Genomic DNA, 12,106 nt, shown 5'->3' on the forward strand with positions numbered 1-12,106 from the left:
TGGGCATCCTACACGGGTCCTTGAAGCCACCGTCACCCGATAGCCTAAAGTGATCTCCATGACCGCTGTCCTGTCGCCTTCGATCTCGCGTCTGATTCGGTTGCCACTGCCGGCGATCGCTGTGGTCGCCCTGGTGGGCCTGGTGATTGGCGGTTCGGCCCGTGCCGGGTACATCCAGGGGGAGCCGCCTGCCGTGCTGGCGGAAGGCCTGGCGGCGATCGAGCGCCACGACCGTGCCGGCTTTCGGCGTGCACTGGATCACGTCGATGCGGCGGAGCACGGCGAGGCGATCCGGCTCTATCTTGAGACGCGCTGGCTGATCGAGCGAGTGGACGAGGAGCCGGCGGCGGTGGCTGCCCGGCTGCGCGAGCATCCCGAGGCGCCCCTGACGCCGCGCCTCAAGCGCCGCTATCTCGACCACCTCGCCGAACAGGAGGCCTGGGGGCAGTTTCGACTGGTCTTCGATCGCCCCCCCGAGATCACGCCCGGCACGCGCCGTCAGTGTGCCTACTGGCAGGCCGAGCTGGCGCTCGACGGAACGCTCACCGGCGAACAGGCCGAGGCGGCGTTGACCGTCTGGCAGCGAGGGCGCAGTCAGCCGGACGCCTGTGACCCCATCTTCGCCTGGCTCGACACCAACGAATATCTCGACGCATCCGCCTACCGCGCCCGTATCCGCGCCGCGGTAACCGCGGGCCAGGACGGGTTGGCCCGCTACCTCGTGCGTCGCGGACCGACCGGGCTCGGCGTCTATCGTGATCGCTGGCAGGCGCTGCGTGACCGGCCGGTGACCGCCGTGGCCGAGCGCATCGAGGCCGAGGGCGACAGCGAGGCGATCACGCAGGGGCTGCTGTGGCTGGCAAAGAAGGACCCGGCCCGGGCGCGCGAACTGCTCAAGCGGGCCACCCGGCTGGAATTGCTGGACGAGACGCAGGCGGGGCGTGTCTCGCGGCTGGCGGCGTTGAAGGCGGCCTATCTGTATCAGCCGCAGGCCTTCGACTGGTTGCGCGAGGTGCCGGTCACGGCTCGTGACCATGAGGTCTGGACCTGGACGGTGCGCTCGGCGCTGCGTCATCTCGACTGGGCTCGGGTCAAGCAGGCCATCGATGCGATGCCCGAGGAGATTGGCTCGGAGCGCGAATGGCGTTTCTGGCGTGCCGAGGCGGAGCAGCGACTCGGTCGGACGTCGGCGGCGCGAACCGCCTGGCGCAAACTTGCCGAGACGCCCGACTATCATGGCTTTCTCGCCGCCGACCGTCTCGGGGTGCGTTACCCGCTCCCCGACGAGCCGGTTGCCCCGCCCGAGCCGAACGCCGAAACCATCGCCGCATTCGAGGCCCGGCCGTGGCTGGCGCTGGCATTCGCCCTCCATCGGCTGGATCGTCCGGAGGACGCCCGGCGTCTGTTCGGCCATGCGCTTGATGACGTGGCCGAGGATCGGCTCCCCGCGCTCGCCTGGCTGGCCGACCAGGCCGGCTGGGCCGATCGTGCCTCCGTGGTCCTGGCACGCATGCAGGCCTTTCACGAGCCGGAATGGCTGGCAACGCGGTACGCGACGCCGTATCGTTCCCTGGTGGAGGCGCAGGCGGAGCGCCAGTCGATTCCGCCGGCATGGGTGTATTCGGTGATGCGCCGTGAAAGCCTGTTCATGCGCGACATCGGCTCCGGTGTGGGGGCGAGCGGGCTGATGCAGCTGATGCCGGCGACCGGGCGCTGGATCAACCGTCAGGCCGGTCTCGGGCTGGCGCCGCTCCGCCTAACCGACCCCGGCACGAACATCGCCCTCGGGGCGGCGTATCTCGCGCATATGGCCGAGCGCTTCGACAATCGCTATCCGCTGGCCATCGCCGCCTACAATGCCGGTCCGGGGCGCGCTCGCGACTGGTTGCCCGACGTGCCGCTGCCCGGTGATGTCTGGGTGGACACCATCCTGTTCGACGAGACGCGGGCCTATGCCCAGGCGGTGCTGGCCGGGATGGTGATCTATCACTGGCGTCTGACCGGCAGTCCGCAGCGCCTCGGTACGTTGCTGCCGGTGATACCGTCAGCGGACTGATCCAACGCCAGCCAGGGAGTCGGCTTTGCCTGTCACCAGCACCCCACCCAGCTTTCTCTTTTTCGACCTCGAGACCACCGGCGCGGACCCGGCCTTCGACCGACCGCTGCAGTTCGCCGCCATCCGTACCGACATGGCCCTCGAGCCGATCGGTGAGCCGGTGGTCTGGTATGCCCGGGTGCCCGAGGACTGCCTGCCGCATCCGGCGGCGGTGATGACCACGGGCATTCTGCCGGATGCCCCGGAACTGGCCGGTGCCGACAGCGAGGCCAATCTGGCCAATCGCATTCACCGGCTGGTCAGCCGGCCGAATACCTGCGTGGTGGGTTTCAACAACCTGCGCTTCGACGCGCCGATGCTGCGCTTTCTCTTCTGGCGCAACCTCCTCGATCCCTACCGCCACGAGTGGGCCGACGGCAACAGCCGCTTCGACGTGCTCGACGCGGCACGCGCCTACCGCCTGCTGGCCCCCGATGCACTCAACTGGCCGGTCGGTAGTGACGGGCGCCCGACCTTGCGCCTCTCCGAGCTCTCTGCCGCCAACGGACTGATGCACGAGCAGGCGCACGATGCGCTCTCCGATGTCGAGGCCACCATCGATCTGGCGCGGCGCCTGCGTGCGGCCGATCCGGGGCTCTGGGAGCACCTGCTGGCCGCCCGCGACAAGCGTCAGGTGGCCCGCATGATCGACTCATCCGATCATGCGCCGTTTCTGCATGTGTCACCGCGCCTGCCGGCCCGCGTGGCCTCCGCCTCGATGTTCTGTTCCTTCGGCCAGGTCGACGGCAACCGCAACCGACGCGAGTGCTGGGACCTGCGCTTCGATCCCTTGCCGTGGCTGGAACTGGATGCCCAGGCCTGGGCCGAGCGGCGGTTTCTCAAGACACCGCCCGAAACGGCCGAGCGCGACTGGGACGAGTTGCGCCTGCCGATCAAGTCCATCCATCTCAATCGCGTGCCGGTGGTGCTGCCGGCCGATGCGCTCGACCGCGACGGCGTCGCCCAGCGCATGGTCGTCGACCGGGAGCGAATCGCCCTGCATGCCGAACGTTTCCGTGAGCACTTCGCGGCATTGCGCGAGCGCTTGGTCGGGGCGCTGGAGCGCACCGAGGGCGATTTTCCGCCGCAGCCGGTCGAGCAGGCGCTCTACGCCGGTTTTGTCCCGCCTAGCGATCGGCGTGCCCTGGAGGCTTGGTGGGACCGGGCCCGCTCGCTCGGCTCGCGCCGCGACGCGGTCGAGCATGCCCGCTGCCTTCTGTCCGAGCGCTTCGAGGACGACCGTTTGCCCGAACTGGTGGAGGGGTTCGTCGCCCGCAACCTGCCTGAGGCGCTGGACGCCGAGGCCCGTGGCCGTTGGCGCGCGCGACTGGTCGAGCAGCTGCGTCCCGGGGAAACGGCGGACACCGACTCGCCGACCGGGCGGGACTTCCCCGGGCTGCGTGCCGAAGTCGATCGGCTGGAACACGATGACAATTGGTCGGTCGAACAACGAGCGCTCCTCGGCCCGTATCGTCGTTGGCTGGCGAAGCAGGAGCGCGAACTGGAAATGCCCGCGTCGGGAGGGCAGTAAGCCAGTAAATGCCGTGTGGTCAGTCACTTGGGCTCAAGTTATCCTGATGGCAGGCCGATAACCTCAATGCATACATGAGGGAACTGCCATGAGTTTTGTGGTCTTCGGGCGTGGGGTGAGCGACCCCGTGACCATCGATGAGGCGACGTCGCCGGGTCTGTTGCGACCGCCCATGATGGTCGAGCCGATCCGCGGCGTATCGGAAGATCGTGGCGGGGTGTACCCCCAGCGGCGCAACCAGAGTCGCGCCCCGGCCGCAGGCTCGTTGCAGGCCTATTACGAGGCATCGGGGGCGGTGAATCGCGAGCCGGCCCCGGTATCGCTGGCCGAGCAGATCATGTCGAAACCGCCGCTGACCATCGGCATCAACGACACGGTGGGGCGCGCCCGCGACCTGATGTCGGACCGGCGTATCGGCCTCTTGCCGGTGCTCGGGGATGACGGCCGTATCGAGGCGATCATCACGCGCGGCGACATCACTCGGCAACGAATCCGCTATTCCGACCTGGCCAAGATGCCGGTCGGGGCGATAGCCCGGTTCGACGTGCTGACCGCCGGGCCGCAGACCAATATCCGTGAACTGGCGCGGGTGCTGATCGAGCAGGACATACGCGGCATGCCCATCGTCGATCAGGGTGCGGATCCGCCGCGTGTCATTGGGGTGGTGACACGTAGCGACATCCTGCGTGCGCTGATCAACTACGCGCCGCTGGAACTCTGGCTCTAGTCGGTCTCGAGGTGGGCGAGCGCGCAGCTGTCGCCGAAGGCATCGCGCATCAGGTTGAAGCAGGTCGCAAGAAACAGGCTCTGCAACTCCACGAATTCGTCGAACGACTCGCGTTCGGCCTGCTGGCCACCCTCGGCGCTCGTCAGCAGCGTGTCTGCGGACTGGTGCATCTTCAGGTGCAGCTGGTGGACCTTTTCGAATTCGCCCTCCCGTCCCGGCGGTGAGCCATGCGTTTCCAGAAAGCGGCCGAAGCGGCACTCGTGCTCGCTCAATGGCGGGCGGGGCGTGCCGTAAAGCAGCACGGCCATGATCCGCGAGTACCAGTCGAAGTGCCAGTAGGTGACTTCCTCGAAGCCGTCGATGAAAGCCTGGTAGTCGAATTGTTCGGACCCGTCGGGGCTAGAAACGCTCATGGGGCGATATTACTCGGGATGGATCGTGCCCCCAGTCTAGGTGATTTGCCTGCCTGCCGACAGGGGGCGCGACAAGAGAGCCGGCCTCCGGACGAGCTCAGCGCGCGAGCAGGTCGGCGAGGTAGTCGAGATCGACCACGCCGTTATCGGGTGCCGGCCCTGCCAGGGTCTCGGCGGGGTTGTCCGCCTCGCCCAGATGGGTGTGGACGGCGAGTGCCCCACCGAAGTCGTCTCCGGCGGTGTAGTCGTTGATCGTGACCACGACCGGCACATCGGCCGCCAGGGCCGAGCGCACGCCATTGGCCGAATCCTCCAGGGCGATCGTCTCATCCGCCGAGAGGTTCATCTGTTCGAGGGTGTAATGGTAGATGTCCGGTGCCGGCTTCTTGGCCGGGACGATGTCGCCGGCGGCAATCAGTTCGAACCACTCGGGGCTGTCATCGCCGAGCGTCGCCTTCAGCAGGCCGGTGACGTTCTCGGGGGTCGTGGTCGTGGTGATCGCCAGACGCATGCCGGCCCGGCGGGCTTGAGCGATCAGTCGCTCCACGCCGGGGCGCAGCGGGATCTCACCCTGGCGCAGCAGATCGAGATAGTGGGCGGTCTTGGCCTTGTGCAGGCCGGCAATCCAGTCCGTCAGGTCCGCCACCTCGGGCACCTGCGGCGCGTACTTGTCAATGAAGAAGCGGATGCGCTCCTTGCCGCCGGTCACGGCGAGCAATTCGCCGTAGGTGGGCACATCCCAGTGCCAGTCGAGCCCCGCCTCGCGGAAGGCAAGATTGAAGGCGACGCGATGGCCGTCGCGTTCGGTATCGGCCATGGTGCCGTCGACGTCGAAAAGGATGGCTTTCAGCATGCGCGGTTCCAACTTTGGTTACCATTGGGTCCGTCCCCGGAGCGGGGACGGATCGTCATGAATCAAAACGAACGAGAGTCTACGCAATGCGCAAACGACCGGCCAGTTCCGGTGCCCGCTGGATCGCGGGTGGCTGGCAGCTTCTGAAGACGCGCCCCGGCCTGGTGATCGGCAGCGTCCTGCTGATGTACCTGCTCATCTTTCTCACCAGTTTCGTGCCGCTGATTGGCATGGGCGCGGGTTACCTGATCGCGCCGCTGCTGGGCGGTGGCGTGATCATGATCTTCGCGCGCATTGCCGAAATCCTCGAGCGGGCCGAGGAGGAGCCGCTGGCGCGCGAGCAGCCGATCGGCTTCGATCTGCTGTTCTCGCAGTTCTCGGGGCAGGCGCCGTGGCGCACCCTGATCGGCCTGGGCGGGGTGACCATTCTGGTCAACCTCGGCATCCTGTTGCTGCTTGCCGCCTACCTGACCGCCGCAATGCCGGAAGGCGGGATGGCGGCACTGGAAAGCCCCGAGATGAACGACAGCGAGCGACTGGCGCAACTGTTGCCGGTGCTGACTTCCGGTGCCGCCATGTGGCTTTGGCTGGTGGTCATCGGTGTCTACGTGCTTTACCTGGCGGCGATGCTGTTCGCGATCCCCCGTGTCGTGCTGGCCGGATCCTCGCTGCTCGCCGCCTTGTCGGCGAGCTTTCGCGCCGTCTGGGTCAACTGGCTGCCGATGCTGATCTTCGGCCTGATCTGGTTCGCCTTGTTCATGACCATTCCCCTCACGGCCGGCTTGAGCGCAATCCTGCTGGTGCCGTGGGGCTGGGCGGCCATGTACGCCGCCTATGTCTCGATCTTCCCGACCACCGAGAGCGAGCCGGCGGAGCCGGCCGACCCGGTGGCCTGAGGTCCGGCTGCTCGGGCATCAAAAAAGGCAGCGCCCGAGCGGGTCGCTGCCTTTTTTCTGTCCGTCGCGACCGGGGCGACGGTGGGAGAGGGCTCAGTGCTCGTGGCCGCCCGGGCCGTGCACGTGGCCGTGCTCGATCTCTTCCTCGGAGGCCGGACGAACGTCCTTGACCTCGACGTCGAAGTGCAGCGTCTCGCCGGCCAGCTCGTGGTTGCCGTCGAGCGTGATCTCGTCGCCGTTGACTTCCTTGATGGTGACTACGGTCACGCCGCCTTCGGTCTGCGCCTGGAAGCGCATGCCCGGCTCGATCTCGTCGACACCCTGGAACATGGAGCGCGGTACGGTCTGGATCATGCGCTCGTCGCGCTCGCCATAGGCATCGGCAGGCTCGATGCTGACGGTGAAGCTGTCACCGACGGACTTGTCGTCCAGCGCCTTTTCCAGGCCCGGGATGATGTTCTGATGGCCGTGCAGATAGGCGAGCGGGCCATTCTGCTCGGAGGTGTCCATCACTTCACCGGCATCGTTTTTCAGGGTGTAGTCGATGGAAACGACGTGGTCGTTCTGAACTTGCATTGATTTGCCTCACGTGGACGGCTGTGAATTTCGGGACAACCTCCTCGGACCCGCCTGCGACAGAAGATCCGAAACGAGGTTCCCGCACGCGCGGCATGCGCCTAGCGCGTGCTGAGGTGATAGAAATGGTTAGTGGCGGCGACGAAGCCCGACGGGCTGCCGCAGTCGAAGCGCCGTCCCTTGAACCGGTAAGCAATCACCTTGCCTTGTTCGGCCTGCTCGCGCAAGGCATCGGTGATCTGGATCTCGCCCCCGGTTCCCGGTGGGGTGCGGCGCAGGATGTCGAAGATGTCCGGCGTCAGGATGTAGCGGCCGATGATGGCGAGGTTGCCCGGTGCCTCGGCGGCGCTGGGCTTTTCCACCATCTCGCTGACCTGGATGACGTCGTCGTCGATCGGGGTGCCGCCGATCACGCCGTACTTGTGGATGTCCTGTTCCGGGACCTCTTCGACGGCGATCACCGAGCACTGATGACGCTCGTAGATGGTGGCCATCTGGGCCATGATGCCGACCGGGGAGCCCACGCAAAGGTCGTCGGCCAGCACCACGCCGAAGGGGTCGTGGCCGATGAGGCGTTCGCCGGTGAGGATGGCGTGGCCCAGGCCGAGCATTTCCAGCTGCCGGGTGTAGGAGAAGGTGCAGTTCTCGATCAGCCGGTCGATCGAGGCCAGCATGGATTCCTTCTTGGTGCCGCGGATCTGGTGTTCGAGCTCGTAGTTGACGTCGAAGTGGTCCTCAAGCGCTCGCTTGCCGCGGCCGGTGACCATGGCCATCTGCGTCATGCCGGCCTCGAAGGCCTCCTCGACGCCGTACTGGATCAACGGGCGATCGAGGATTGGCAGCATCTCCTTGGGCATGACCTTGGTGGCGGGCAGGAAGCGGGTGCCGTAGCCGGCGGCTGGGAACAGACACTTCTCGATCATCGCGAATCCTCTGCGTTTGATGATGGCTGGGTGTTGGGTGGCGACCGGTTTTCCGCAAGCCGCCGCCGAGCACGTCCCTTCAGCGTACGGCGGCGCTGGATGCTGTGCCACCACGCGGCGAGAAAGCCGACGGTGGCCGCCACGGCGATCAGCAGGTGCCAGCCGCGGTCGTCACGGGCCGCCCAGGCGTCGGTGCTGGCAACCAGAAGGTAGAACAGCGCGAACAGGGCTGCCCAGACCATGGTCTTGTAGTGGCCCTTCCACAGTCCCGGCAGCACCGCAACCGCCGGCAGCACCAGCAGCGCGGTGGTGAGCAGGCCGGGGCGGATCTCGGCTTGCCCGCCGATGGCGATGAACGCATAGCCGCCGATGACGACCACCAGGCTGGCGGCCATCAGACGCAGCGGCCACAGCGGCAGTCCTTCGCTGGTGGTCGCGCCGCGCATCAGGCCAGTTGCCTCGCGATGGTGGCCACCCGGGCGCCGAGCGCGCGGGTCAGCTCCCGCTCGTCGCGACTCAGTTGCGGGTGGTCGTTGGCGGTATGGCTGGCGCCGTAGGGGGTGCCGCCAGTCTGTGTGTGTGCCAGCGCCGGCTGCTGGTAGGGGATGCCGGTGATCAGCATGCCGTGATGGATCAGCGGCACGATCATCGACAGCAGCGTGGTTTCCTGGCCGCCGTGCATCGAGCCGGTCGACGTGAAGACCGCGGCGGGGCGCCCGCTCAGTTCGCCGCGAAACCACAAGCCGCTGGTGTCTTCGAGAAAACGCTTGACCGCCGAGGCCATGCCGCCGAAGTAGGTGGGGCTGCCGAGCAACAGCCCGCTGCACTCGCGCAGATCGTCGACGCTCACCTCCGGGTCGCCATCGGCGGGCTGCTGGCCGTCGGGGCAGGGGATGCGGCGCAGGCGGGCGGTCATGCCCTCGACCTGCTCGACGCCGCGGGCGGCCTGCCGGGCCAGGGCCTCGGTGTTGCCGCTTCGGCTGTAGTAGAGGATCAGAATGTCCACTCGGGGGTCCGGGTTCGGATTTCGCGACACCGGCCCGGCCAGTGGTGGTGAGCCGCTTGTCGCAGGGCCAGTTTAGCAATAACCTCGCCTCGAAGGTGGGTATCGGTCATGCGCGTCGAAACGAGTGCGCATTGCTAGACTGTTAGCTGGCTATCTGATTAAGTGCATGTCGATTCCCGGCAGCTCGGTGCCGAACGATACGAGGGGCGTTTCATGGTTCGTCTGATTGCATTCCGGTCGTGGTGTCTCCAGCTACTCAGCGCCGTGTTGCTGGCGCTGACGGTTGCGGCGCCGGCGCATGCGCTCGAGGGGTTCTGGGATGACCCGTTCAAGGACCTGAAGGCGGACGTCGAGGAGGCACGTGACTCCGGCAAGGCGGGCGTGTTCGCCTTCTTCGAGATGGACGAGTGCCCCTTCTGCCACCGCATGAAGACCCAGGTGTTCACCGACCCCGAGGTGCAGGCCTACATCGACGAGCACTTCGTCACGGTCAGCATCGACATCGAGGGCGACGTGATGATGACCGACCCCGAAGGCGAGCAGATCAAGGAAAAGGACTTTGCCTTCAAGAAATACCGTGTGCGCGCCACGCCGGTGATGATCTTCTTCGATACCGAGGGCAAGCCCGCCCTGCGTTATACCGGCCCGACGCAATCGGCCGAGGAATTCCTGCTGCTGATGAAGTTCGTCGCCTCCGGGGCCTACCAGGAGCCGGGCATGAACTTCTTCAAGTTCAAGAAGCAGCAGTCCTGACGGCCGGATACCACTGACCGGGCCGCGACACGGCAGGGAGAGCAGGGCGATGGACAGGCCACGAGATGTCGAGCGGCGAAGGAGAGGTCGCGTGCCGGGACGGTTCGGCGGCTTCGCCGTCGGGATGTTGTTGGTTGCGGTCGCGATGCCGGCGAGCGCCGGCGGGACCCTGCCGCCTCCGCCGGTGATCGAGCAGGGGCGGCTCGCCGGTGCTGAGCCACTACCCGACAGCCTGTCCTTCGAACAACTGCTTTCCCTGCCGCTCGATGCCCAGTATGGCGTGGTCGCCGCCCGCTCCCGCTACGAGCGGCGGCTGGCCGAAGAGCAGCTGACCCGTTCGGCCAGCCGGCCGCAGGCGACCCTCGAGGGACGGCTGCGCTATGTCGAGCCCGGCGCACTGGCCACCGAGAACGACCAGCATGACGATCACCGTGCCGGCCTGTCGCTGCGCCAGGAACTGTTCGACTTCGGTCGACAGGGCGATCGGGAGGCGGCCGCCGCAGCACGGGCAGACAGCGCGCGTCTCGTCCTGCTCGACGAGGCAAAGCGCCAACGACTGGCGTTGATGCAGGCGTATTTCGACGTGCTGCTCGCCGACCAGCGCTACCAGATGCTCAACGAGCGCATGGCGATCCTGTTCATCCGCTACGACCGTGCCCGCGACCGCCGCGAGCTGGGGCAGACCTCCGAATACGACATCGCCCTGTTCGAGCGTGACTACCAGGAGGTGATGCTCGAACGGGCGCGGGCGGACGCCGAGCGCCGGTTGACCCGACGCCGGCTCGCGGAGATCGCCGGCCGCCCCGAGACCTTGCCACGTAGCCTCGAGGCGCCGGACCTGCAGGCGCTGTTCGAGCGCGAGGCCCCGGCGGTGGACGAGCTGACGGAAACGGCCCTGAGCGAAGACCTGACACTGACTGCGCTGCGCCGCCAGCGCGACGGCAGCGAATCGGCCCTGGCGGCGGCGCGAGGCGCCAACCTGCCCAGCATTCACGGCGAGATCAACGCCGACCACTACACCCGCGAGGGGGCGACCCGCGACCCGTTCCGCGCCGGTCTCTACCTCGAGTTTCCCCTGTTCCGCGGCGGGGCACGCAACGCGGAGATTGCCGCCGCGCAGGCCGAACGGATGGCGGCAGTGGCCGAACTGGCCGAGCGCGAGGCAATGATTCGCCGCTATGCCACCGAACTGGTCGAGATGATCCGGCTGCATCGATCGACCGGCCGGCAGCGGGTGGCCGCGCTGGAGAACTACGCCGAGCTCAATTTCATGCGCAAGCAGACGCTCTACCAGATGGAAAAGGCAGCCGACCTGGGTGATGCCATGGTCGAGATGTCGGTCGCCCGGCTCGAGCGCATGCGCACCACCTACGCGCTGGCGATGCGCTGGGCGGAGCTTGCGCTGCTGACCAATCAACCCCTGGAGAGGGTGCTGCTGGGAGCGACCGGGAAATCAGCCGGCGCGAGCGGCGCCACGGAGGACGCATCATGAATCCATTCAACCCAGGCCGGAATAGTGGCGTGCGTTCGGTGCTCGCGGGCCTGCTCGCCTTCGGTCTCGCGCCGGCGGTGCTGGCGGTCGAGGTCGAGGGCGAGCTGGCATTCGCCGACCGGGTGGCGCTGTCGACCCCGGTGGCCGGCGTGGTCGCCGAACTCCCCGTACGGGCCGGCGAGCGGGTCGACGAGGGTGCGCTCCTGCTGGCGCTCGACCGGACGCCATTCGAGCAGCGTCACCGCATGGCCGCCGCCGAGATCGAGGCCCTGGCGCTGGCCGCCGACGAGGCGGCCCTGGATGCCGAGCGCGTTCAGGCGCTCTACGAGCGCACCGTCGGTTCGGACTCCGAGCGGGCGCTGGCCATCATCGAGCGCGAGCGGGCGGCCGGCGAGCGTGACCGAGCGCGGGCGGAGGCCCGGCTTCGGGCCTGGCAGCGCGATCGATCCCGGCTGACCGCGCCGTTCGCGGCCAGGGTGCTGGCGGTCAACACGGCGGTCGGCGAGGTGGTCTCGCCGCGTCTGACCCCGCCAACCTTGGTCGAGATTGCCCGCGCCGACCAGTTGCTGGCCACTGCATCGGTCAGCGCCGATCAGATCGGCGAGCTTGCCCTGGGTGACGAGATCGAGGTCACCCGCGGCGGGGAACGCCGCACGGGCAGGGTCGATGCCATTCGGGCCGAGACCGATGCCCATGGTGAACTCGGCCACCGTGTGGCGGTGCGCCTCGAACGCGGCGATCTCGGCTGGCGGGCCGGTCAGACGGTCACGCTGGCGCTGCCCGTCGACTGATCAATACAGCCAGCCGGATACGAAAAACGGGGCGGGATATCGTATCCCGC

Annotated in this window: 13 protein-coding genes; 7 read left to right on the forward strand and 6 right to left on the reverse strand. The window is 67.4% G+C overall.

What is annotated here, in order from left to right:
• Nucleotides 1-58: 58 nt before the first annotated feature.
• The 3 genes from AWR35_RS07590 (at nt 59) to AWR35_RS07600 (ending at nt 4,353) form a co-directional block, all read left to right on the forward strand.
• Nucleotides 59-2,056, forward strand: coding sequence for a lytic transglycosylase domain-containing protein (locus tag AWR35_RS07590; RefSeq protein ID WP_156413962.1), 1,998 nt, complete (start codon nt 59-61; stop codon nt 2,054-2,056).
• A gap of 25 nt (nt 2,057-2,081) precedes the next feature.
• On the forward strand, nt 2,082-3,626 hold the full coding sequence (gene sbcB / locus AWR35_RS07595; RefSeq protein ID WP_058575355.1) for an exodeoxyribonuclease I: 1,545 nt from the start codon (nt 2,082-2,084) through the stop codon (nt 3,624-3,626).
• 88 nt (nt 3,627-3,714) lie between these two features.
• Nucleotides 3,715-4,353: a CBS domain-containing protein gene (locus AWR35_RS07600; protein WP_058575356.1), complete on the forward strand. Its 639-nt coding sequence runs from the start codon at nt 3,715-3,717 to the stop codon at nt 4,351-4,353.
• Here AWR35_RS07600 and AWR35_RS07605 read toward each other — a convergent pair.
• Complete coding sequence (locus tag AWR35_RS07605; RefSeq protein WP_058575357.1) at nt 4,350-4,766, reverse strand: CZB domain-containing protein; 417 nt, start codon at nt 4,764-4,766, stop codon at nt 4,350-4,352. The genes AWR35_RS07600 and AWR35_RS07605 overlap by 4 nt on opposite strands.
• A gap of 97 nt (nt 4,767-4,863) precedes the next feature.
• Nucleotides 4,864-5,619 (reverse strand): HAD-IA family hydrolase, encoded by a 756-nt coding sequence (locus tag AWR35_RS07610; protein ID WP_058575358.1) that lies wholly within the window; start codon nt 5,617-5,619, stop codon nt 4,864-4,866.
• An 86-nt stretch (nt 5,620-5,705) separates the two neighbouring features.
• Here AWR35_RS07610 and AWR35_RS07615 point away from each other — a divergent pair, with 86 nt between their 5' ends.
• Nucleotides 5,706-6,515, forward strand: a complete 810-nt coding sequence (locus tag AWR35_RS07615) for a BPSS1780 family membrane protein (protein ID WP_058575359.1) — start codon at nt 5,706-5,708, stop codon at nt 6,513-6,515.
• A gap of 93 nt (nt 6,516-6,608) precedes the next feature.
• Here AWR35_RS07615 and AWR35_RS07620 read toward each other — a convergent pair whose 3' ends face one another.
• The 4 genes from AWR35_RS07620 to wrbA form a co-directional block, all read right to left on the reverse strand.
• Nucleotides 6,609-7,091, reverse strand: coding sequence for a peptidylprolyl isomerase (locus tag AWR35_RS07620; RefSeq protein ID WP_058575360.1), 483 nt, complete (start codon nt 7,089-7,091; stop codon nt 6,609-6,611).
• Nucleotides 7,092-7,192: 101 nt separating this feature from the next.
• Nucleotides 7,193-8,014 (reverse strand): UTP--glucose-1-phosphate uridylyltransferase GalU, encoded by an 822-nt coding sequence (gene galU, locus AWR35_RS07625; RefSeq protein ID WP_058575361.1) that lies wholly within the window; start codon nt 8,012-8,014, stop codon nt 7,193-7,195.
• Entirely contained in the window at nt 8,011-8,460 is a 450-nt protein-coding gene (locus tag AWR35_RS07630; RefSeq protein WP_058575362.1) for a DUF2069 domain-containing protein, read from the reverse strand. Before AWR35_RS07630 ends, galU begins: the two co-directional genes overlap by 4 nt.
• Nucleotides 8,460-9,020 (reverse strand): NAD(P)H:quinone oxidoreductase, encoded by a 561-nt coding sequence (wrbA, locus tag AWR35_RS07635; protein ID WP_058575363.1) that lies wholly within the window; start codon nt 9,018-9,020, stop codon nt 8,460-8,462. Before wrbA ends, AWR35_RS07630 begins: the two co-directional genes overlap by 1 nt.
• Before the next feature lie 213 nt (nt 9,021-9,233).
• On the opposite strand from wrbA, the gene AWR35_RS07640 reads away from it, so the two are divergent.
• From AWR35_RS07640 to AWR35_RS07650, 3 genes are read left to right on the forward strand one after another with little or no spacing between them, the layout of a single operon-like run.
• Nucleotides 9,234-9,773 (forward strand): thioredoxin family protein, encoded by a 540-nt coding sequence (locus tag AWR35_RS07640; protein WP_058575364.1) that lies wholly within the window; start codon nt 9,234-9,236, stop codon nt 9,771-9,773.
• 49 nt (nt 9,774-9,822) lie between these two features.
• Complete coding sequence (locus tag AWR35_RS07645) at nt 9,823-11,265, forward strand: TolC family protein (RefSeq protein WP_082664002.1); 1,443 nt, start codon at nt 9,823-9,825, stop codon at nt 11,263-11,265.
• Nucleotides 11,262-12,056 (forward strand): HlyD family efflux transporter periplasmic adaptor subunit, encoded by a 795-nt coding sequence (locus AWR35_RS07650; protein WP_082664003.1) that lies wholly within the window; start codon nt 11,262-11,264, stop codon nt 12,054-12,056. Before AWR35_RS07645 ends, AWR35_RS07650 begins: the two co-directional genes overlap by 4 nt.
• Nucleotides 12,057-12,106 lie beyond the last annotated feature (50 nt).

This window comes from Guyparkeria sp. WRN-7 (assembly GCF_001641825.1).
Lineage (GTDB): Bacteria > Pseudomonadota > Gammaproteobacteria > Halothiobacillales > Halothiobacillaceae > Guyparkeria.

Excerpts from the sequence above, each read along its gene's own strand:
- AWR35_RS07630 (WP_058575362.1), bottom strand. The coding sequence starts at position 8,460 with ATGCGCGGCGCGACCACCAGCGAAGGACTGCCGCTGTGGCCGCTGCGT.
- galU (WP_058575361.1), bottom strand. The coding sequence starts at position 8,014 with ATGATCGAGAAGTGTCTGTTCCCAGCCGCCGGCTACGGCACCCGCTTC.
- AWR35_RS07645 (WP_082664002.1), top strand. The coding sequence starts at position 9,823 with ATGGACAGGCCACGAGATGTCGAGCGGCGAAGGAGAGGTCGCGTGCCG.
- AWR35_RS07640 (WP_058575364.1), top strand. The coding sequence starts at position 9,234 with ATGGTTCGTCTGATTGCATTCCGGTCGTGGTGTCTCCAGCTACTCAGC.
- AWR35_RS07590 (WP_156413962.1), top strand. The coding sequence starts at position 59 with ATGACCGCTGTCCTGTCGCCTTCGATCTCGCGTCTGATTCGGTTGCCA.
- AWR35_RS07615 (WP_058575359.1), top strand. The coding sequence starts at position 5,706 with ATGCGCAAACGACCGGCCAGTTCCGGTGCCCGCTGGATCGCGGGTGGC.
- AWR35_RS07620 (WP_058575360.1), bottom strand. The coding sequence starts at position 7,091 with ATGCAAGTTCAGAACGACCACGTCGTTTCCATCGACTACACCCTGAAA.
- AWR35_RS07605 (WP_058575357.1), bottom strand. The coding sequence starts at position 4,766 with ATGAGCGTTTCTAGCCCCGACGGGTCCGAACAATTCGACTACCAGGCT.
- AWR35_RS07610 (WP_058575358.1), bottom strand. The coding sequence starts at position 5,619 with ATGCTGAAAGCCATCCTTTTCGACGTCGACGGCACCATGGCCGATACC.
- AWR35_RS07650 (WP_082664003.1), top strand. The coding sequence starts at position 11,262 with ATGAATCCATTCAACCCAGGCCGGAATAGTGGCGTGCGTTCGGTGCTC.
- AWR35_RS07600 (WP_058575356.1), top strand. The coding sequence starts at position 3,715 with ATGAGTTTTGTGGTCTTCGGGCGTGGGGTGAGCGACCCCGTGACCATC.